This window comes from Proteus sp. FME41, assembly GCF_014897315.1.
Classification (GTDB): domain Bacteria; phylum Pseudomonadota; class Gammaproteobacteria; order Enterobacterales; family Enterobacteriaceae; genus Proteus.
This window is the reverse complement of the sequence record NZ_JABUYL010000006.1, coordinates 174597-197174: the sequence shown is the minus strand read 5'-3', so window position 1 is coordinate 197174 and position 22578 is coordinate 174597. Positions and strand designations below refer to the sequence as shown.

The 22578-nt window shown below is 39.3% G+C and carries 22 protein-coding genes; 3 read left to right on the top strand and 19 right to left on the bottom strand.

Annotation, left to right across the window (positions count from 1 at the left end):
- On the top strand, positions 1-1172 hold a 1172-nt coding region (locus INT04_RS08015; protein WP_226894025.1), incomplete at its 5' end, for an autotransporter outer membrane beta-barrel domain-containing protein.
- Positions 1173-1260: 88 nt separating this feature from the next.
- Here INT04_RS08015 and INT04_RS08010 read toward each other — a convergent pair.
- From INT04_RS08010 to INT04_RS07985, 6 genes are all read right to left on the bottom strand, one after another.
- Positions 1261-1890 carry an ATP-binding cassette domain-containing protein gene (locus INT04_RS08010; RefSeq protein ID WP_193015625.1) on the bottom strand — a complete coding sequence of 210 codons (630 nt, stop codon included), beginning with the start codon at positions 1888-1890 and terminating at the stop codon, positions 1261-1263.
- 53 nt (positions 1891-1943) lie between these two features.
- On the bottom strand, positions 1944-2747 hold the full coding sequence (locus INT04_RS08005; protein ID WP_193015624.1) for an ATP-binding cassette domain-containing protein: 804 nt from the start codon (positions 2745-2747) through the stop codon (positions 1944-1946).
- Complete coding sequence (locus INT04_RS08000) at positions 2741-3553, bottom strand: ABC transporter permease (protein ID WP_193015623.1); 813 nt, start codon at positions 3551-3553, stop codon at positions 2741-2743. Before INT04_RS08000 ends, INT04_RS08005 begins: the two co-directional genes overlap by 7 nt.
- Entirely contained in the window at positions 3550-4533 is a 984-nt protein-coding gene (locus INT04_RS07995; RefSeq protein WP_413465716.1) for an ABC transporter permease, read from the bottom strand. Before INT04_RS07995 ends, INT04_RS08000 begins: the two co-directional genes overlap by 4 nt.
- A complete protein-coding gene (locus INT04_RS07990) occupies positions 4518-6101 on the bottom strand; it encodes an ABC transporter substrate-binding protein (RefSeq protein WP_193015622.1) in 1584 nt (527 codons plus the stop codon). Before INT04_RS07990 ends, INT04_RS07995 begins: the two co-directional genes overlap by 16 nt.
- 401 nt (positions 6102-6502) lie before the next feature.
- A complete protein-coding gene (locus INT04_RS07985; protein ID WP_193015621.1) occupies positions 6503-7492 on the bottom strand; it encodes a glycosyltransferase in 990 nt (329 codons plus the stop codon).
- 420 nt (positions 7493-7912) lie between these two features.
- On the opposite strand from INT04_RS07985, the gene INT04_RS07980 reads away from it, so the two are divergent.
- Positions 7913-9286, top strand: a complete 1374-nt coding sequence (locus INT04_RS07980; protein ID WP_193015620.1) for a type II toxin-antitoxin system HipA family toxin — start codon at positions 7913-7915, stop codon at positions 9284-9286.
- Complete coding sequence (locus tag INT04_RS07975; RefSeq protein WP_193015619.1) at positions 9283-9660, top strand: helix-turn-helix transcriptional regulator; 378 nt, start codon at positions 9283-9285, stop codon at positions 9658-9660. Before INT04_RS07980 ends, INT04_RS07975 begins: the two co-directional genes overlap by 4 nt.
- A 130-nt stretch (positions 9661-9790) precedes the next feature.
- Here INT04_RS07975 and hycI read toward each other — a convergent pair whose 3' ends face one another.
- The 13 genes from hycI to INT04_RS07910 form a co-directional block, all read right to left on the bottom strand.
- Positions 9791-10291 carry a hydrogenase maturation peptidase HycI gene (hycI, locus tag INT04_RS07970; RefSeq protein ID WP_193015618.1) on the bottom strand — a complete coding sequence of 167 codons (501 nt, stop codon included), beginning with the start codon at positions 10289-10291 and terminating at the stop codon, positions 9791-9793.
- Positions 10288-10698 (bottom strand): formate hydrogenlyase maturation HycH family protein, encoded by a 411-nt coding sequence (locus INT04_RS07965; protein ID WP_193015617.1) that lies wholly within the window; start codon positions 10696-10698, stop codon positions 10288-10290. The genes hycI and INT04_RS07965 overlap by 4 nt, the downstream gene beginning before the upstream one ends.
- Positions 10691-11473 (bottom strand): NADH-quinone oxidoreductase subunit B family protein, encoded by a 783-nt coding sequence (locus INT04_RS07960; protein WP_193015616.1) that lies wholly within the window; start codon positions 11471-11473, stop codon positions 10691-10693. The genes INT04_RS07965 and INT04_RS07960 overlap by 8 nt, the downstream gene beginning before the upstream one ends.
- Complete coding sequence (gene hyfH, locus INT04_RS07955) at positions 11470-12024, bottom strand: hydrogenase 4 subunit H (RefSeq protein ID WP_193015615.1); 555 nt, start codon at positions 12022-12024, stop codon at positions 11470-11472. Before hyfH ends, INT04_RS07960 begins: the two co-directional genes overlap by 4 nt.
- A gap of 11 nt (positions 12025-12035) precedes the next feature.
- The gene (locus INT04_RS07950) at positions 12036-13769 is read right to left on the bottom strand and encodes an NADH-quinone oxidoreductase subunit C (protein WP_193015614.1); all 1734 of its coding nucleotides are present in this window, start codon (positions 13767-13769) and stop codon (positions 12036-12038) included.
- Between the two features lies 1 nt (position 13770).
- Entirely contained in the window at positions 13771-15339 is a 1569-nt protein-coding gene (locus INT04_RS07945) for a hydrogenase 4 subunit F (protein WP_193015613.1), read from the bottom strand.
- Between the two features lie 4 nt (positions 15340-15343).
- Entirely contained in the window at positions 15344-15994 is a 651-nt protein-coding gene (gene hyfE, locus INT04_RS07940; RefSeq protein WP_193015612.1) for a hydrogenase 4 membrane subunit, read from the bottom strand.
- Between the two features lie 12 nt (positions 15995-16006).
- Positions 16007-17458, bottom strand: coding sequence for a hydrogenase 4 subunit D (locus tag INT04_RS07935; protein WP_319022964.1), 1452 nt, complete (start codon positions 17456-17458; stop codon positions 16007-16009).
- Between the two features lie 6 nt (positions 17459-17464).
- Positions 17465-18415, bottom strand: coding sequence for a respiratory chain complex I subunit 1 family protein (locus INT04_RS07930; protein ID WP_319022963.1), 951 nt, complete (start codon positions 18413-18415; stop codon positions 17465-17467).
- A gap of 12 nt (positions 18416-18427) precedes the next feature.
- Positions 18428-20443: a hydrogenase 4 subunit B gene (gene hyfB / locus INT04_RS07925; RefSeq protein ID WP_193015610.1), complete on the bottom strand. Its 2016-nt coding sequence runs from the start codon at positions 20441-20443 to the stop codon at positions 18428-18430.
- 1 nt (position 20444) lies between these two features.
- Positions 20445-21065 carry a 4Fe-4S dicluster domain-containing protein gene (locus INT04_RS07920; RefSeq protein ID WP_193015609.1) on the bottom strand — a complete coding sequence of 207 codons (621 nt, stop codon included), beginning with the start codon at positions 21063-21065 and terminating at the stop codon, positions 20445-20447.
- A gap of 273 nt (positions 21066-21338) precedes the next feature.
- Positions 21339-21839 (bottom strand): surface-adhesin E family protein, encoded by a 501-nt coding sequence (locus tag INT04_RS07915; RefSeq protein WP_193015608.1) that lies wholly within the window; start codon positions 21837-21839, stop codon positions 21339-21341.
- 2 nt (positions 21840-21841) lie between these two features.
- Positions 21842-22441: a hypothetical protein gene (locus tag INT04_RS07910; protein ID WP_193015607.1), complete on the bottom strand. Its 600-nt coding sequence runs from the start codon at positions 22439-22441 to the stop codon at positions 21842-21844.
- Positions 22442-22578: the final 137 nt, after the last annotated feature.

Here is a 22578-nt window from a genome sequence, read left to right as displayed (position 1 = left end):
AGAAAGACCGCTTAGCTGAGATTGCCAAGCAACATGCCATTCAAGCAGAGAAAGACCGCTTAGCTGAGATTGCCAAACAGAAAGAGCAAGCTGAAATCGAAAAACAGCAAGTTCAGGTAGATAAAGATCAATTACCGAAAGAAATACTCCCAGTTGAAGACGAACTAGCGCTGCGCGCTAAAGAGAAAACAGATACCAAACCATCCATTGTTGTTAGTAAGCCTGTTGATATTGAAAACACTCATAAATCCATGCAATTAATGGCTGAAAATGGCTATAAATTAATGGATATGCAGCAAGGACAACTACGTTATTTAGCATCAGCTACCTGCTCTGTAGATACTGAAAAAGCCTGCATCAGCGGCTTTACTCATTTTCAAAAGCAACAAAAAGCCAATGCAACACAAACAGGATTAAGTGGAGCTTATCGTGTTGATATCAATCATATTCCTCTTATTGTCGGCCTCGCCATTGATACAGATATCTATTCTTCATTACCTAAAGGCTATCAATATCAAGGATATGCATTACCTTTAATAGGCTTTAGCCTAGATTTAATGCCGTCACACAATGCTAAGCTAAACCGTAATGCACTACATCTTTCTTTAAAAGGCGCTTATTTAAATCGTAAAGTTTCTATTGAAAGGCAAGTATTAGGCAATACAGAAGCGGGTAAAGGAAAGGCCAGAGTTTCTGGTTATCATATTGACTTACAAGGCTCTTATCCATATTCAATAACACATGATTTTATACTTACGCCATTTGCAGGCCTAACTTTTAATCAAATTTCTCGTTCAGCGTACAGTGAAACTCAAAATGCTCAATTTGCAGCACACTACGATGCACTCAAAACATCGTCACTGTTAGCTAAAATGGGATTAGGGGTAGATTATTTATTAGGTTCATCTTTCATACTGAATACCAAAGCAGGTCTACTCTGGAATTTATCACATCATCAAGGTGATTTTCGTAGCTATATTGATTACTTAGGTCAACAGGATATTAATTACACTGAAAATAAAAAACAACTCAAGCAACGTCCATTTGCCAATGTAGGATTAACTTATCAGTTTGATAAACGATCTTCTGTTAATACTGCCGCCAATTGGGAAATGACAACCTATCGTAATCACGATATGCAAATAGGTGTAAGTTACACTTATCGCTTCTAATTCCTTATTGTTACATTTAGCAGTTATATTTGGCTTCCTATATCAAAATATAGGAAGCTTTTTTTTAACTAATCGACTAAAACAATTATTATTTTTGGTGACTAAGAGAAAAAGAACCTTCTTTATCAACCCACCACACTTTGGTCGAAACCTTCTCAAGTAAAGCTTTATTGTGACTAAAAATAATCAAACTTAAAGGACGTTTCTGACTTTCATCGATTAATACTTGCCAAATATCGGCTTGAATTTGTGCATCTAATTGTGCAGTGACTTCGTCAGCAATTAATATTTGAGTACGAGGATCTAATGCTCGTAATAACGCAATACGTGCAAGCTCTCCGCCAGATAATTCATTAGGCCTACGTGTTAGCCACTCTTGTTTTATTTTTAATTTTTCAAGCCAGCTTTCATCGGGGGACCAAGCATCACGGACACTATCTCCAGTTGAACGAAAGGGGTTAAAACATTTATCAGGATGCTGAGGAACTAATTGAATTGGACAATACCCTTTTTCAGATAACGGTTTGCCATTAAAGAGTATTAAACCTTGGCTTGGTGCTTGCCATTGCGCTAAAACACGACCTAATGTTGTTTTCCCTGTACCACTTGGTGCAGAGATCCCGAGCCGCTCCCCTGCATCTAATGAAAAGGAGAGATCTTGCCATAACACCTTACCTGCTTGTTTAACAGATAATTGTTGTAACTCTAAAAGTGGCATAAAGATAACTCCAGCAATAACAGATGAGAGGTATAAAGATAATGCTTAATAATTCAAGATGGTAATAGATTAGGTGATGTTTCTTTTCGACTGAGAAATTGTTGTTCAGGCAACGCATTCCAGAGTGTTTTTAACCACTCACTGCCTTCATGTTGATTAAGCACCGTTGCTGGAATAATTTCATTCACTTCCCCTTGATTAAGCACCGCAATTGTATCAGCAAAGCGTGCCGCTAAGGCTAAATCATGCGTAACCCAAAGTACTGATTTACCTTGATGACATAACTCTTTTAAATGCCCTAATAATAAACACGCATGTTCATCATCAAGCCATGAGGTAATTTCATCAGCCAAAATATATTGTGCGTTAGACAGTGTCGCATTACAGGCCAATACTCGTTTAGCCATACCACCTGAAAGTTTTGCTGGATAAGTCTTCACTAATGAACCAGAAAGGTGATAAAGCCCTAATTGTTGGACGATATCGTCATGCGTGACATCAGCCCCACTTAAACGAGCTGAGCGACTTAATTGATCACCAATATTTATCAACGGATTAAGTGCGGTCACACCTTGAGGAATATAACAAAAGGTATTGCCACGATAAGCAATAAGCTCTCGTTCACTTAATACATGCCCATTAAGTTTAATCGCACCACGAACGCGCATATTGGCAGGCAAAAGCCCTAATGCACTTTGTAATAATAGACTTTTTCCCTCACCACTCCCGCCAACTAGCGCCAGCATTTTTCCGGGTTTGATATCCAATGAGATTGATTTTAGCAATGGTTGCCAGTTTCGTTTTCCTAACCAACGAAATTGTGCAATATCAATGGAAAGCTGCTCAAAACTTAACATCCTGCTCCTCTTAACCACAGTTGTTGCATTGCCTTAGCAAATTGATCAAAAATCAAGACTAGGCACATCAAAATAAACCCCGGAAACACTACCATCCACCACGAACCTGTACTTAAATAACGCAATGCATCAGCTAATAATAAGCCGAGCGAAGGCTCGTGAGCCGCTTGTCCAAAACCTAAAAAGCTTAATGCTGCACTATGTAATACAGCATGAGGAAACATCAACAACGTTCCGACAATCCACTGCGGTAATAACATAGGGATATAGTGTTTTTTTACACATTCAAAAGGTGAATTACCAATACGGCGTGATAACATCACATAGTCAGCTTCACGAACACGTTGTATTTCACCCCGTAAAATTAATGCAAGCTTAGGCCAATGGGTTAATGCTACTGCCCAAATGACACCTTGCTGTCCACCACCTAAGGTAAAGCAGATCAAAATCAGTAGTAATAGATGAGGTAGTGCCAAAAGTGCATCGACAATGCCTCTGACCAGAAAATCGCAATAGCGATTAATTGATGAGATCCCAGCAAAAATCAATGCTATTGCGCCACTGACAACTGCGCTTGTTACCCCAATATTTAAACTACTTAACATGCCTTGAAAACAACGCAACCACAGTGAACGACCTAAGTTATCAGTGCCAAACCAATATTGATCTGACGGAGCCTGATTTCTTGCTAAAAAGTCCATTGCAATATCAGTATCAGAAACAGAAAAGCCATATGTTACTAACCCAATTAACGCGAGGGTAACTAACAAAAGTCGCAATAAAGGCTTGTTCGGATCGTAAATCATGAGTCTCGCAAAATTCCTTTATTAATACGGCGTAATAACGAATTAGAAATGCTATTACCAAAGAAAATCAAAATAGTACTGAAAACGACAATACCCATTAACAGAGGAATATCACCTCGTAATCCTGCATCAACAGTGGCTTGCCCTAAACCGGGATAAGCAAACACTTTCTCTGCTAAAAGAGACCCACCGAGTAATTCACCAATTGATGCAAACTGTAAGCAAAGTGCTGGTGTAATGGCATGACGTAGAACATGAAATAGCATCATAGCCCAACCTTTATCACCTTGGGCTTTTGCAAAATGAATAAACTCACTGCTCATCACTTCGGCTACTTTAGCGCGTGTATGCAGTGCAATATTACCTGTGCCTAATAATCCAAGCGCTATCATAGGTAAAATAAGGTGTGAAAAACGCTGGCTTAGCGTTGCAGCATCGGCGCTGCTTCCCATCGGCCATGCACAACAAATTGGTGCCCAGTGCAAAGTGACTGAAAACAACGATAACAGTAGCAATCCAACCCAGAATGTCGGTAATGAGGCTAATAAATAAGAGAGTGTAGAAATGATCCTGTCCGGCCAACGATTAAGATATCGACCCGCCACTAATCCCATGACAACGCCAATCACGCCTGAAAAGATCCAAGACGAAAAGAGCAAAATAAAGGAAGGCCCAGCACGCTCTCGTATCACATCAATAACGGGCATGTTATACAACATAGAATAACCGAAATCCCCTTGAATAATTTGGCTAAACCAAAACCAAAATCGCATCCATAAAGGCTGATCAATTCCCCAACGCGCGGCAATTAAAGGGTATTGTTCAGGGGGAACATTAAGTAAATCACTCCCGATATAAGCCTTGATAGGATCAATCGGCGAAAAACTTAATAAAATAAAAACACCTGCTGTTGTCACCAACAGCAGGCAGAGTAATCGCAGGAAAAAACCTGCACTTTGACGTATTACTGACAAGTCCACTTCCAAGTATCTACACTATTTAATAATGACCATGAACCATGGATTTCAGGTGTTCCTGTACCCAGATCAACACAAGGATTTGTCAGGTAAGTATGTTGTACATTCATCAGCCAAGCCCAAGCGGCATCACCTTTCACACCCACACCATTTTTGCCATCCCACTCAACCGCTTTCCAATGAGGAACGGCTTCTTGCCATGTATGGGCATCAAGTGCGGCTTGCAGATGTTTTTCAACTTCAGGGTTTTTATAATAACCTGGATTATAATACCCCACACCAGCCGCATTAGCGCTGTAGTGGTGATATAACTCCATTGGATCAAGACTGCCCCAACCAAATAATGTTGGATTTGAGTGCATATAACGCTCAACGGTATCCCAACTTCCTGATTTAAGATCCATCTGAATACCAAGAGGTTGCACTAACGCACGAATTGACTCAGCAAGATCGCGACGTGTTGCATCACCACTGGTGTACCATAAAGTCAGTTTAGCCTCTAAACCCTCTTTTTCACGAATACCGTTTTTATTGAGTTTCCAACCTGCATCTTCAAGAATTTGTTTGGCTTTTTCAATATCACCATCTTTAAACGCGGCGTCAGTTTGATCCCAAGGTAACCCTTTTACGCCGGTATAAGCAGGGATCGCGTAACCATCAAGCACTTGCTCAGAGAGTAATTTACGATCAAGTGCATAGTTAATTGCCTTACGAATAGCAATATCTGCAGTGATATTATTACCAATATCATAGCCTTGAGCGTTTTTCTCGCCTGATTTTACCATTGGGAACACAATACCGCGGTTTTCAACGCTAGGTCTTTCCCACAATTTAGTATTCGGTAAATTCTTAGCAATGGCAGCTGTTGCGGGTGGAATACGAACAATACCTAATTGCCCACTTTGAGCAGCAGCAAAAGCGGCATCTTCATCAAGAAAAACAAAAATGAGCTTTTCAAAATCGTTTTTCTGTCCAGCATAATAAGGGTTAGCTTCAACAATTAATTGCTGACCGGGTTGGAAACTGACCATGCGATAAGGGCCTGCACCAATCGGCTTTTGTGCGTAGGTTTTTTCATCATACTTATCAGCAGAAACAATGCCTAAAGAGCCCAGTACATTCACAAAAGTACTTTGTGGCGCTTTTAACGTCATAGTGATATGTAAATCATCATCCGCTTTTGCAGAGAGGAAATTCCCCATATCAACTTTACCGCCACTGGCTGCCGCATTGTTATAAGTAAACACAATATCTTTTGCCGTTAGCGGTAAACCATCAGAGAATTTTAAATCAGGTTTTAACGTTAATTTCCATATTTTACCATCTTCACTTGGCTGGTACTCACTAAGCATATTGCTATACCAAGAGAGGTCCGCATTTTGTTTTAACAATGGGCTATGAAGAAGTAAATAGCTACCATGACTCCATCCCAGCATTGGGTCGAAACCCTCTGTTGGCTCTTCACCAATCGCTAATTTCAACGTTTGAGCAGATGTTGCAAAAGGGACGCTTAACGCGGCTAAGCAAGTTAACGTTACTAATGATTGACGCCAACCAAACCGAATAGACATAAAACATTCTCCGATTTTTTAGATACGACTTATCATCAGTCTTTCTTCATTCTGAGAAAAAAGGCTGAAATAAGATAAATAGCAGTTGTAATTATGATGTTCTGCAACTTGATGCAGACAAAGAATAAACTTGTTGCATCATAATTTTTTTCATTCAAATACTCGAATAATATTCAACATTTTATTGATATTACATAAACTTTTATTAAGCAGTAATACTCATTATGGCAAACTTCCTGTGAGCGCACAGTATTTTTCTAATAAATAAGTTATATATTTATCATTGAATTTATCAGTGAGCGTAAAACGAAATAAAGTGACTTTTTAACGCAATTAGATTATTTCATTTTATTTAATATTCACTGTAAATAAAAAAGGCACATTATTGTGCCTTTTTGTGATTACGAATTTAATATTTTCTTTAATTTAAAATAGCGTCTTCCTAAACGCCAACGTAGCCTAAGATCTTTTGCATTTCTCCAAATTAATAACCATATTCCTCTATCAAAGAACTCTTTAATTATTTGTTTTTTAACGTCAATAGATTGAATAGCATTAATTGAGTGAATAATCCCCAAACCTTCTTTTGCGATTTGCCAATAACATGCATTGATATTTTTAGCGACATCCTTATGCTTTTGATTAATAGCATCAAGCATCTCTAGTATTTTCATATAATTATGAATTGTTCGAACATGAACAGTATCATTAGGTGTTGCATGAGAAACAGATTCAGAGTGAATAAAATAGTCGTAATAGCGTTCATCAATATACTTAACACGTTTGGCTGTTAATAATACCTCCGTCGTCCATGGAATATCTTGATGATGTAAACCTGGTTCAAAATAATGACCATGAGCCAGTAAGAACTCCCGTCGATAAATATTTAGCCAAGTCACATGCAAGAATTTCTTGGAGTTTAAGGCCATTTTTAGCCATTCAGGTCCAGCGAGCACGTTGGTAGAGCGTAATCGGTTAGAAGGAAATATAGGTCGCGAAGGCCGTCCATCAGCATAAACATAATGACCATTACAGGTTAAAACATCTAAATCATTAGTTTTTGCAATATTAATCATCCTACTATACATATTACAATGAATTACATCATCAATATCAGGAAAAACAACGTATTGACCTTTTGATATATTAAATCCTGTATTTCGAGCAACAGAGACACCTTGATTTTCCTGATCAATAATAGTGACATCCGGAAATTTTTCTTTCCATTCATACAATATTGCAAGGGAATTATCTTTAGAACCATCATTAACAAGAATAAGTTCCCAACCCTCTCGTTTTTGAGATTGTAAATTAATGAAAAATTGAGATAAAAATTTTTCACCATTATAAATAGCAACCACAATACTCAGTTGAGGTATAGAAGAAGACATAACCCGCCTTTTATATTATTAGATAAAAAGAAGTTTCCCTCTAAATAGTTAGTGTTAAAAATTAAAAATAGAGTCACTAAAATAGCGAATTACTTTATTAATTTATTCTTAATAAAAAGTCATTTTTTAACTAACTAAAGATGAAAATAATTATTAATGAGGATAAGTATAATTAACTTCTTTTTATCGCTTATGAAGAAAGGGTTAAGATGATTTGTTTTTTAAAAGAAATACCTAAAGGGAAAATTAAGGTTGGAGTATAAAAGTCATGTTATTAGGCATGGTTTGATTTATTAATGAGTAATATAAGTGACATTAGCACTCATGTTTATAATTAATGAGTAATATAGGTGACATTAAATTCTTTTTTATGCTTTAATGAGTAATATAATACTCATTAAAATATGAAGAATAATTGATATGGAAAAAATAACATTACAAGCCTTCCTGAACCAAGAATGGATAGATATTGCCATTATTAATTTTCCCAAATATGATCGCATGTTATACGCCAGCAAGTATGATATTACTTATCCAATTACTGAGTTAATGTATGAAACAAGTTATTCAATAGACCATCTTTATCAAGATGATCACCATGCTGTTTCTATTAATCATCCTGTTGAGCTTTATTTTGATGATAATGGCTCACCAGGCTGGCTTAAATTCTTAGATGATATTGTACCTAGTGGAGCAAGTCGGCGATATTGGATCCAATATCTAGATATTGCTGAACTTAGCATTGAACAACAAAATTATGAATTACTTCATCACGGTACTATTTCTCCCATTGGAAACTTAAGAGTAAAAGAGTCATTACCTGTACCATCTCCCTTAAATAAAAATATCTTTTTCACTATTAATGATGTGAAAAATCGAGCGAGTGACTTTTTAGATTATGCTCAACGCAAAGGAGCAGCAGCTGGTGGTGCAACAGGGGCTGGAGGTGAGGCACCTAAATTATTATTAAGATGCAACGATAATGAGGAAGTTTGGATTGATACTTATCAAGACGATATATCTAATCTTGATAAACATTATTTAGTTAAATTTCCTAGAGGAAGCCGTTCAACTGTAGATTGTAATATCTTAAGAGCAGAATATCATTTTTATCATGAACTTACAGATATAGGGTTCGATACGATCCCAATTAAAGATATGCGTTTAGAGGAAGGTGATCATTACCCTTCTTTATGGCTACCTCGGTTTGATATAAAAATAGAAAATAATAAAATTATTCGTTTAGCCATGGAGTCTGTCTATTCCATATTGAATAAAGCGCCAGGTACAACGCTATATCATGAAACTGTTATCAAAGAATTAATAAATAAGATTAACCAAAGTAATATGGTTAATCAGTTTGGTTTTCAATTTGATACAGCAAATTTTATTATCGAATGGGTAAGGCGTGATTTATTGAATATTATTTTTGGGAACAGTGATAATCATGGACGAAATACATCTTTTATAAGACATAACAACGCGATCTATCTCGCACCTATTTATGATTTTGCACCGATGAAAGCCGATCCAGAAGGCATTGCTAGAACAACAAAATGGGGCTCTCAAAGTGAAATTGGTGGCGAGTACAATTTTATTAATATTGCAGATTCTTTATCTGATTTAATACCGCCAGAACAATTGCTTAATGCATTAAAAGAAACAGCACAACAGTTACTGACTTTAAAAGAAAGATTAGAAATGAGAGATGTACCTACACAAATTTTGACCATGCCTTCATTTGGTTTTGATTTCATACCTAATAAATTAGAACGCTGGGGATTATTACCATGAACAATGTTAACAATAAAAATCATATAGATAAGTTCCCGACTAGAGCTTCTAGAAATCATCAATTTGTCGCAACAACTGATAGAAAAAAAGTCATTAGCGAGATCATGGCACATCTATTATTTGGAGAAATAACTCAAGGAGCAGCATTGAAAATGCTGAGAATTAAAGTTCTAGGTTTGAATCAAGATCTTTATGCAAAACTCATTAATGTTTCACGTAAAACTTTATCTGAAATAGAAAATGATAGGGGTAATTACTCTGCTGATATCATTAATAAAGTATTCAAACCTTTTGGCTTAAAGGTAGGACTTGTTCCTTCTTCACCGCATATTTTATCTTCACTATTAAAAGAACACTCTCTCATTAATGAGTAATATAAGTGTCATTAAAACTTATCTTTGTAGTTAATGAGTAATATAAGTGACATTAGCAAAAAACATCCGCAGAGCGGATGTTTTAGTTTTTATTTATGTCAATAATCTATGGATACTTGTACTACATTATTTATTCTTCAATGTCTTCTTCATCACAAACGTCAAGTTCAGGAAAGTAATCAACTCGCCAAGACTTGATACCTTGATAAACATCATCAACGGCATTTTTGACCGCTTCCGTCATAGGATAATAAAATCCCACGAGATCGGGCTGGATCCCTAAAAAGGTAATATCGGGAATATCATCTTTTAATTGATCAATAAGAAAATTAAGCGGCATATTATGAGTGCTCATAATAAACATTTCCGCGATATAATCAGGATCAACCACCCTAATCTCACCCGGATTTAAACCAATATCAGCAGCATCAACAATGACAACACATTGCGGTTGTAATGCTCTTACTTGATAAGAGACATTTTCAGGTGCACTTCCCCCATTGATCACTATCCATCCTTCAATGGGGTTCGCTTCCATTAACTCAGCGAGCAGAGGGCCAGCACCATCATCGCCCATCATACTGTTGCCAACCGTTAAGACCACTTTAGGTGCTGTCATTGCGTCACTCATAGTTTTCTCTTTACAATCAAATAAATAGCAGGTTCTGCGTGAATTTCACCCAGCAAGTTGATCAGCGTTTGGCTCCACTCACTAAAAATAGGATCGTCACTTTTGGTGATAGGATCGAATGCCAACGCCAATAAGTGAGTATGTTCTGAGTTAATGTTGATTTCGCCAAATGTCAGTAATCCCTGCATTTTGCGCTTCGCTTCACCTTCAGGTAATAAATCAATCCATGCTTTATATTTTTCTAAAGGGCAAACTAGCTCATTTTTCAAGCAGTCAATCATTCCCACATGGTGACCAATCGCGAGTGAGTAATACATCACTTGTTGGGCTTGCTCAGGAATATCATCATCACTATCAACAAATTTTTGTCTTAATGACCAAAAATAGACTTTAGTATCATCAGGCATATACACCCCCTTGGCTTAATGAATAAACCAAGCGTTTTACAATCTCTGATAAACGAGGATCGTTAGCTTGTCTTAGCCATTCATCAACACGTCCACTCACTTCTTGAATAGTGGCACCTTCTAGCAACGTGAGGAAGTGATCACTGATTTGTCTTCCCTGATAATAACCTGCAAGGCGACGAGCTTCTCGCTCAATCATGACTCGTGCATCAAGAGGAATAGTAGGCAGGATCAAAGAAGCATTTTCATTCTCAACTTCAATATGTGATTCGCCTTTTAATTTTTGATCAAGTAACCCTAACGCAACCGCAAAACCATAAATAGTGGCGGCGGGGGTTGGAGGGCAACCAGGGATCCACACATCAATAGGAACGATAGATTCACTCCCCCCCCATACACAATAAAGGTCGTGAAAAATCCCACCACCACAACCACAAGCGCCGTATGAGATGCAAATTTTTGGATCAGGCGCTGATTCGTAAGCACGTAATGCAGGCACCCGCATTTGACGGGTAACGGCACCTGTAAATAATAAAATATCAGCATGACGCGGTGAGGCTACCACTTTGATACCAAAACGTTCAGCATCAAAAACCGGTGTAATTGCGGAGAAAATCTCAATCTCACAACCATTACAACCACCACAGTCAACACGATAAACATAAGCTGAACGCTGAATATCTTTCAACAATGTTTGTTTTAGCTTTTGTACCTGATCATCAAGAGTGATAGGTTGGCTAACATGATGATTAATGGGAATTTCTGGTAGACTCATTTTATTGTACTCCCAATCTCGCCCATACTAATATTTTCACGGCCATCTGATAACAGGTTATGTTTACGCTTACATTCAGGGCAGGTTTCAAACTGTGGTCGCATTGCTTCCACGGTATTTTCATCCCAACCAGATTGCACCAATAATGCCATTGCATACTCAACAGATTTTCTTGGGGTAAATGGCTGATGACACTCACGGCAATTTAATAACTTAAACGTCCCTTTAATATAAAGGTCTGACTTTTTAGTTACTGCCGTTTCAAACATATCAGATAAAACAATCGCTCTTGTTGGGCAAACTTCTTCACAGCGACCGCAATAAATACAGCGACCGATAAACAATTGCCAATGGCGTTCACCTGTTTCCAGATTGGTTTCCATGGTTAACGCATTAGCAGGACACGCTGAGGTACAAGCACCACAGACAATACACTGCTGTGCATCATATTCAGGCTTTCCTCTGAAACCATCCGGTAAATCCAACGGCTTAAATGGATATTTGGTTGTAGCTTCGCCTGTTTTGATTATGGTTTTAAACAATTTTAACATCGTTCATTCCCTCACTTGAGCGGCGAATTTTTACGTTCGATGCTATAACGTTCAATTTCTTTATAAGAAACTGTTTTAGATTTACGTTTTTTCACATCGACAAGCGTTACCCTGTCAGTACAGGAATAGCAAGGGTCAAGACTACCGATAATCAATGGCGCATCGGATACCGTATTTCCTTGCAACATATAGCGTAATACAGGCCAGTTAGCATAAGTGGCTGCACGGCAACGCCAACGGAATAATTTTTGGTTATCGCCTAACATACTCCAGTGAACATCTTCACCACGTGGTGCTTCTGTAAAGCCAAGTGCAAATTTATATGGCTGATACGTAAAGCCTTCTGTTAATAACGGGCCTTCAGGCAGGTTATCTAAGGCGTATTCAATCATCGCCAACGAATCCAGTACTTCTTTAATACGCACCATCACACGGGAGAATACATCGCCACCTTCATAGCTAAAAAGGGTTAGTGGAAGGTTGCCATAGTCTGCGAAGGGGTGATCAAACCGTACATCACGTTTAAAACCACTGGCTCTTATCATTGGACCAACCGGACTAAAATCACGAGCGACTTTTTTGTCTAAGATACCGACACCCACTGTACGCTGTTCCATGTTCGGCGTAGACAGAAGGACATCTACTAATTCCGTCACTTCTAAGCGCATCTCTCTGACTAATTGAATCGTTTTCAGACGTTGGTCTTTTAAGATATCGCGACGGATCCCACCGATTAAGTTTAAACCGTAAGTTTTACGTGCACCGGTAAGCATTTCGGCAATTTGCATAGATTTTTCACGAATACGGAAAAACTGCATAAAGCCGGTATCAAAGCCTGTAAAGTGGCTAGCTAACCCAATGTTTAATAAATGGCTATGAAGACGTTCAACTTCTAACAAGATTGAACGAATGGTGTGTGCACGACGAGGAACTTCAATACCTAACGCATTTTCAACAGACGTTACATATGCCACGCTGTGAGTAAAACCACAGATACCACAAACGCGGTCTGATAAAAAGGTCACTTCGTTATAACCCATGCGGGTTTCAGCCAGTTTTTCCATACCACGGTGAACATAGAACATGCGGTAATCTGCATCGACAATATTTTCACCGTCTACGAATAAGCGGAAGTGTCCTGGCTCATCAGAAGTAATGTGCATCGGGCCAATGGGTACAACACGTGCATCTTGTTTACCATCATTGATAAAAGGATATGTTTCAATTTCTGTCGTTGGTGCTGGGCGTTGGCGATAATCCATAGCATCTTTACGCAGTGGATACATCTCGTCAGGCCAGTCATCTGGAAGCACTAAACGGCGTTCATCAGGTAAACCAACAGGAATAAGGCCATACATATCACGGATTTCACGCTCCCCCCACACTGCGGCGGGCACACGTGGTGTCACTGATGGGAATTCTAAAGTGATTGGACTCACATGAGCTTTAACCACAATCCAGCATTTTTCGCCTTCTTCCATTGATAATGCGTAGTAAACGGCATAATCGCCATTTAAACTCCGCTCGTCATTACCAAATAAGACCGGCAACCAGCCACCTAGGCCGTAATACAGGTATTCCACCACTTCAGGAAGTGATTCTGTTTTTATTGTTATCGTCAATTGATCAGCGGTTTGTCGCTCTTCATCAAGAACAGCCGATGGGAATTTTTCACGAACTTTGGCAACATAATCTGCACCGAGTTCTTTTCCCTCTTTTCTACTGACATAATTTTGGTAGCTCACGTTACATCTCCTGAACTGATGTGGATTGATTGCTGATTAAAGCCGTTGGCCATGCATAAGCTGGTGATTCATTTTTATCAATATTCATCACGATATTAGCGGCATTTTCTAACAGCTCACTAACAGGCTTAGGAATGTGAGTTCCCATTAACAGCATCAGAGCAATCAGAATGACCATTGGTAGTGTGGTTAAAATCCCCAGTTCACCTTTAGCAACAACATCAGGTTTAGGACCAAAGACCGTTTTAGCCACCATACGAACTAATCCACCTAATACGATGGTTAATAACAATAAGAGTAGAATAGTTAAGCCAATGTGTTGAGACGCTAACCCCGCCACAACAATCATAAACTCACTGATGAAAACGTTGAAAGGAGGCATTCCCCCTAACGCTAAAGCACCACCAGCAAAAAGGGCTGCACTTAATGGCATCACTTTAAACATGCCTTTCACCACATTTAAGTCTCTAGTGCCGTATTTCAATAACACGTTACCGGAGCCACAGAACAACAAGGCTTTCGCTAAACTGTGGTTTAAAGTGTGGAATAAAGCCGCCAAAATACCGATTGGTCCGCCAATTCCTAATGCCACGGCAATTAACCCCATGTTTTCCACACTGGAATACGCTAAAAGACGTTTCATATCGCGCTGAATAAGAATAAAGAAAGCCGCGATAGTCACAGAGAGGAAACCAAAGATTAACAATAAATTACGGGTAAATTCAGTACCAATTGCCGCATCAATAATGATGTAGTAACGAATGATGATTAACAGTGCACAATTCAGTAATACAGCAGACAACAGCGCACTCACTGGACTTGGCGCTTCACTGTGCGCATCAGGTAACCAAGCATGCATTGGGAATAAACCCGTTTTGGTCCCAAAACCAATTAAAATAAAGACAAAAGCTAAATGCATCAGAGTTGGGTCTAACTGGTCTGTATATTTCAACACTTCAGTCCAGAAGATGGCCTGATCTGGATCAGGCATAAAGCTTGCGGCGTTGGCATAAACCAAAATAGTGCCGAAAAGACCAAATGCCACACCCACACTACAAATGATGATGTACTTCCATGCCGCTTCTAAAGAAGAACGTTGTCCGTAAATCCCTACCAAGAATGCAGAGCTTAAGGTTGTTGCTTCAATAGCCGCCCACATTAAGATCAAGTTATTACTGGTAATGGCTAATAGCATGGTGAATAAAAAGAGGTGGAAGAAACCATAGTAATTACACAAGGTATGTACTGAAATTTCCCCTTCATCTACTTCATGGTTCATATAGCCAATAGAATAAAGCCCTGTTAAAAAGCCGATAATACCTAAAATAACGAGGAATAATGCCCCTAGGCTATCCACATGAACCCATTTAGCAGCAGCCAATATTTCGCCATGAGACATGACATCTGCCACGGTCCCTAACGCAGCAACTAACAATACGGTGATACCAATTGCATGGATACCTGTTACGACAGGACGCGCAGCCGCTTTTAATAACGGACTTAGAAACGCCAGTATTGAAAATACCAACGGTGCAAACATTAAAATTGTTAACATGGTTGTTTGGTTCATCTCCTCACCCCTTCAGCGCGGTCAGTTGATCCACGTTCAGTGTGTTGAGCGTGCGGTAAATCTTACGAGCCAACACTGCCATTACAATCACAGCAAAGATGGCATCCGTTGCTACACCGATTTCGACCAGTTCTGGTGCTCTCCACGCTAATAACGCCAGTGTTAAATGAGAGCCGTTTTCCATTAAGCAGTAACCAAAAGCTTGTTTTAGAATATTGCGTTGCGTCACGATACACAGTAACCCCAACATAAAATGCCCTAAAGAAACCGCAAGCGCGGGTTTCAAATCCACAACCATCGGTATTTGAATAGGCTCAACAACAAACCAGCTTAAAATCACAATAACCGCCGCAAGCAACATTAAGATTGCAGGACTAATAATGCTGACATTCGCACTAGGATCGGACAGCTTACGAAATGCAAATCCTAAAATAAGTGGAACAAGCAGAACTTTAGTAAAGAAGGCGGTAATCGCCCACATTGTGAGTTGATGCGCATCTAATGTATTAGCCAAAGTGACAAAAATCATCACCAAGACAAATGATTGCAATGCATAGAACCAACAAGAAGCAATCGGCTTTTTCGCGCCAATGACCAATAGCGAGGTGATCATCATTAACCCCGCCAGATTATTTACAATAAGTGCTCCAGTCATGATTTATCTCCCTTATCCTAGCCAAGTGACGGCGATAACACTGGATGCGAAGGACATAATAATCAGTATTCCAATCACAATTTGCATTGCCATAGGAACAGGTTGTCCTTCCTCGACTTCTTTACTTGGTTTGCCTGGAACAACACGACCAAACCAGTAGATAAACCAAGTGAAGCTAGCGACGGATTCAATCAGTACTAGCACCATGATAGGTGTCATCACCCAGAAGATACTCGACAATTCAAAACCTGCAGCAAAAATTGGGAATTTACTAAAGAAGCCATTCAGCGGTGGAACACCTGCAATTGCCAGTGCAGCAACACAGAACCCCACACCCAATAATGGATACTTATTAATTAACCCTTTTAAGCGCGGTAACATCCGAGTACCACAGCTATAACTCAACGCACCCGCGACTAAGAAGAACAAGCTTTTAGCAAAGGCATGGTTAAAGATATAAGCGATACCACCTTCAAACGCTTCTCGTGGTCCAAAGATAGAGATAGATAGTGCGAGGAAGATATAAGAGAGTTGAGTAATGGTTGACCATGCTAATAGGCGTTTCATATCTTTTTGTGGCAGATACATCATAAAGCCATAAATCAATGTGATCACCGCCATGGTAATCCCCACCCAACCAATCAGATGAGGGACATCACCATTTGCTGACATAATGGCACGCGCAAAGATGTAAACACCCACTTTCACCATAGAGGCGGCGTGTAAGTAAGCACTCACCGGAGTAGGTGCTTCCATTGCATCAGGTAACCAAGCTTGCAGTGGCAACTGTGCTGATTTACCCCAAGCAGCAAAGAGAATACCGCCAAACACAATCAGTTTAGTCGGTTCATCTAAAGTGGCAATGGCGGTTAATTCAAAGGTACCAGTGCTGACAAACAAGGTTGCAGCGGCAAGATAAAGACCGATAGAAGCAACATGAGTGATCAGTAATGCTTTCATTGCTGAGCGCAGTGATTTCTCAGATTGGTAGTAACCAATGAGTCCCCAAGAACATCCCCCTGTGATTTCAAAAAACAAGAGTTGGCCCAAAATAGTTGATGAAAGCACTAAACCCGCCATCGCACCAATAAAGATCAACAAGAAGGCATAATAGCGACGAGTTCCTTCATGAGGATGCTCACGGTTGCCGTTAGTCAGATACCCCGTAGAATATAAACTTACGAGTAAACCTAAGAACACAACAGCGAAAGCAATCAAGGTACTGACACGGTCAATAGTGAAACCAAAGAGTGCAATATCACCATATTGTACTAGCGTAATTGTTGTATCGACTTTACCTTCAGCGAGGAACTGCCAACCTAAAGCAACCGTTCCTAATGTGGCCAGTAAAGCGAACAGTGTACATAACCACTTCGCCATCCGATTTGGCATTAAGGACGTAATCAACGCCCCCGCAAATGGGATGAGTAAGGTCGCAAGAGCTATATTTTCCATTGTAATCATCGCTCCTTATAGACCGGTTAAATAGAAAACAAGAGCCAGTGCCGCAACACCGAATCCTAACCATGTCACATGGTGAGTCAGCAGGAAGCGACCACGCGCTAAACTGTTTTCAACCAATGACGCTAATACAAACACGACTAACAATTTCACCGCCATTAAAACCAACGCAATGATCAACGCGATAAAGGTAAACTCAGTCGCTTTACCGAAAGGAATAAATATCGCTAAAAACAATTCAGCAACAACGACTTGTTTTAAACCAAGGCCGAGTTTCACCATCGCAAAGCCAGAACCGGAATACTCCGTTAGTGGCCCTTCTTGTAACTCTTGCTCTGCTTCTGCTACGTCAAAAGGCATTTTGCCCATTTCAATAAAGGCTGCAAAAGCACAGGCTAATAAGGCTAACAATGTGGCTGTTGGTGATATCCAACCTTGTGCTAACGTTGCGCTAATAGTGCCGACATTGGTTGAACCCACAATTAAGGCAACTACTAACAGTGAAAGCACTAAGATTGGCTCGACTAACACACCGAGTGTTAATTCGCGACTTGCCCCAATACCTGCAAATGGGCTACCTGAATCCAGACCAGATAAAGAGAAGAAGAAACGATAAAGTGCAAACAGATATATCAACGCGATTAAATCTGCTGCGCCCGCAAACAGTGATGTTGCGGTAAAGACAGGCAGTGCCATAGCAACCACCAGCATGCTTCCAAGTAAAACATAAGGCATCACTTGGAAGATAACGCCAGATTGCTCAGGTGCCACGGATTGACGTTTAAATAATTTAATAATATCTCGGTAATCTTGCATAATTCCAGGGCCTTGACGCGAATGCATCTTGGCGCGAATTGTGCGCGAAATACCGGTACATAATGGGGTTATCGCAAGCAAAAATAGCGCTTGTATCAGTGCGAATATGCCCATCATTAACGTAGGTGCTTCTTGGAAAGTCATAAGTCCCTCTCCTTACGCTGCGATGACTAAAAGCAAGATGACCAGCGCGGCAACAACGTACAGACAGTAGAGTCTAAAATCCCCGCCTTGTAGGCATTGGATACGTTTTGCAAAGCGTTGGATACCACGAACCAGAGGATAAATAATGCGTTCATCCCAGAATGGTTCGACCTTTTCAGCACCGAGCTGTGTTTTATTAAAACCACGAGACAGTAATGGAGATGGATCAAGCTGTTTACGCATGCGGTAAAGTGGTGCAAACATGCTGCGCAGTGCTTGAGTAAAGCCACCTGCTGACACCGCCATATCTTTTTCCCAGACATAACCACACGCCCAAGGATTACCTTTACGACGAAACGCAGGTTGACTGCCTTTCAGACCGAGGTAAATCAGGAATGGAATAAGCGGTAAGGCAATTAATAAAACAAATGTTAATGCTGGAGAGAACATGGCTTGCGATGCAGCATCAGGAACAAGCATTGAACCTTGAGCCACCGTTAATGCACTGGTTTCACTAAGAGACATGGCAATATTAGCAATAATCGGTGCAACAAAAGCGGCACCCACCCCTAATACAACACAAAAGAGCGCTAATAAGCCCATTGCAATGGTCATTGGCAGTGGCACTTCTTTTGCTTTTGTCGCTTGCTCACTACGAGGACCACCACAGAAGCTAACGCCATAAACCTTAACGAAACACATCGCAGCTAATGCCCCAGTGATCGCCAACATAATAATGGCAATAGGCCCACTTAAGCGCATCACAAAGTTGCCTTCGTAACTCATCGAGAACAGTGATTGATAGGTATACCATTCGCTGACAAAACCATTTAATGGCGGTAATGCTGAAATAGCCATACAACCAATTAAGAACGCCGTTGCGGTATAAGGCATCAGTTTTGCTAAACCGCCCATCTTATCCATATCACGCGTATGAATTTGGTTAATAATGGCACCAGCACCAAGGAACAATAAGCCTTTGAACACAGCATGGTTTAATAAGTGATATAAAGCCCCTAATAGACCCAGTGCCGCGATAACAGGATGGTCTGTTGCCATTCCTACCATACCAACACCGACACCCATTAAGATGATGCCGATATTTTCAACGGTATGCCATGCAAGTAAGCGTTTTAAATCATGCTCCGCTAAGGCATACATAACACCTAATACAGAAGAAACTGCACCAAATCCAAGAACGACAATTCCCCACCACATTTCTGTGGCACCTAATAAATCGATACCAACTTTGATTATCCCAAAGATACCAATTTTAACCATCACACCTGACATTAATGCCGATGCATGAGAAGGCGCTGCGGGGTGAGCTTTAGGTAACCAACTGTGTAATGGCAACATACCGGCTTTGGCACCGAAACCAAAGAAACCGAGTAAGAACACCACAGAGGCCATTGCAGGAGAAAGAGAAAGTTGACGGAATGAATCGAAATCAAGGCTACCGCTTTCACGCCACATTAAGAAGAAGGCAATCATGATTAACACGGAGCCTGCGTGAGCAATAAAGAAGTAGAGTAAACCCGCGTGGATAGATTCGTCATCTTGGTCAGCAATAACTAAGAACCAAGAAGCCAGTGACATCATTTCAAACAGGATAATAAAGTAGAATGCATTATCCATCACCACTAAGCCGACCATTGAAGCAATAAATAGATTCATAAAGAATCCCATGCTCCATGCTCCACGTCCTTTATATTCTTGCACATAAGCAAGCGAATAAAGTGCACACACGCTGACCAGTAATGAAATGACGAACACCATAAAGGCGCTCAACATATCCATGCGAACCACAAAGGCAGCAAATTCAAACGGCCCAGCGGCGGTAAACGTGGCGATTTCACCACCTAAAATAACGGGCAACGCACTTAAAATACCAAGTACACCACCGATGATTGCGCTGATCCCTGAAATAAGGATTGCCAACCCTTCCTGTTTTTTTAAAAACAGTGCAATAACGCCACCAACAACATACAGGATGACTGACCACAGCAGTAACTGAAGAGGTTCCATATTACTTCCGCTCCTGTGTCAAAGTAGATAAATCGTCAAGGCTTGTAACTGATTCCATCACAGAACCTAAGCGACGCGTTTTCATCTGCTCTTCAAGTTTGTCTTCTTCAACTAAATGCAGTGCATCTGTCGGACATACCTTGACACAAGCAGGGCCTTCATCAGAGAAAGCGCACAAATCACATTTCACTGCAATAGCACGAATACCGACATTCCATGCAAGGAAAGGATTTGTGGTTGGAAGACTTGCTGGCACATCCGCCAACATCTCTTCAGGAACAAAATGGTCAAAAACAGCCGGTAAGTTAACGGGTTTACTGCCTGATGGTGTAATCGCCCCAAAAGGGCAAACCAGACCACATAACTTACAGCCAATACACAGGCTCTCATTAAGAAAAATCATATTATCTTCATGAGTGATGGCATTGACTGGGCACACGCGAGCACAAGGAGCATCCTCACAGTGCCGACAAAGCATCGGGGCTGTTTGATCCTCCACTTTTACCACTGTAAGACGCGGATGCGCCTGTAAACCCACAGCTTGGTGAACTTCTGAACAAGCTGCCATACAGGTATTACACCCTATGCATCGTTGTGGCTCTGCAATTACAAAGCGATTCATTCGCCACATCCTCCGAGAAAAACATTTAACAGCATGACTGTCGTTAATTTTTCTTTAGATGAAGCATATTTCATGCCAAGAGGAGATTTATTTTTTTATTATTTAAATCAATGCATTAAAGATAAATAATAAAGTGACATATGTCGATTCGACAGTTATGACGTTGACAAAAAAGAGAAAGGAAAAAATAAAGCGACTCTATTATTAATAGTCGCTTTACTGAGTAATATCGTTAATAAAAAAATAGCGGTATATCAATAACATTCTATTGTATTAATAAACACCCAATAATGTTTCAGGGGAGTCATCAGTTATTTCGGGTTTTAAATTCTCAATTGAAATATCACACGTTATTTGTGTTATTTTTTCGATTAAAGACGATTTCGGTGCACTTTCCCATTGCCCTATATTTGCAGACTTAATAATTGCGTTACCTTTTCCCCAAAAATCATCATAAAAGATATGGTTAAAACTAGAAAAAGTAGAATCTAGACAATTAACAACATAAGTTATTCGAGAGCTATATGTATATTTAGCTGGTTTTTTCTGAAATTGTGTTGGCTCTTTATAAATATAGACTAAGTAAAATTTACGTAAGTTAGGCTCATTCTGATAAGTAGAGATCTGCACTCTATTAGCATAAGTTAAATTTTCTTCACTAATATTAACCATTATTAAATCTTTTGGTGCTTCATCTAATTTAAGTTTTTTATTTAGAGTTGAACACCCAGTAATAAAATAAAAAGATAAAAATAAAAATAATATTTTTTTCATTTTTATTGCCCCTTCATATCAGGTCGGATATTTTCCAAAACGGCAGATGATATATTACCTTGTAAGGTACACATTAAGACAGATTTTCCATTTTCTGAGCTCAATAAAGCGACCTTTTCAATACTATTTGAATTAGGTGCAATTCCACTGACCGCAACAGTGTTATCTTGCCAAGCTTGATCGTCTATTTTTATTAACGCATTATAGGAATACTCATCTTGATTTTGCTTCCATTTTACATGATTTAGCTTTTTAACAACTTCATCAGGTTTATTATCAATAATAAATCCCCAAAAATAAAACTTACCCATTTTTTCTAAATCAAAATATCGAGTTGTATATCCCACCAAAGATAAACCATCAACATGAATTGCTTTTTTAAAGTAGATATTACTTTCACTCTTATCTTTATCTGTCATAAACCAGGCTTGATTTTGGCTATTTTCAGCCATATCAGATAAAGAATTTAGTACCTCTTTTTGTTGATATAATTGATTGAAAAATTCGCTATCACAATGAATTAAACTTTTTGTAATACTTTCAGCACTAGCCGTACTAAAAACAAAAGAAAGTAGTAGTAAAGCAATAAATTTAACTTTCATTACTTAATCCCTTAATAAACATAAAATAATATTTAATTAAATAAAAAATATATAAAATCATTTTTAATTATACTTTTTAAGCTTAAAAGGTAAACATTAGCCACTTGAAATGGATATAAATAATTAAATAAAAAATT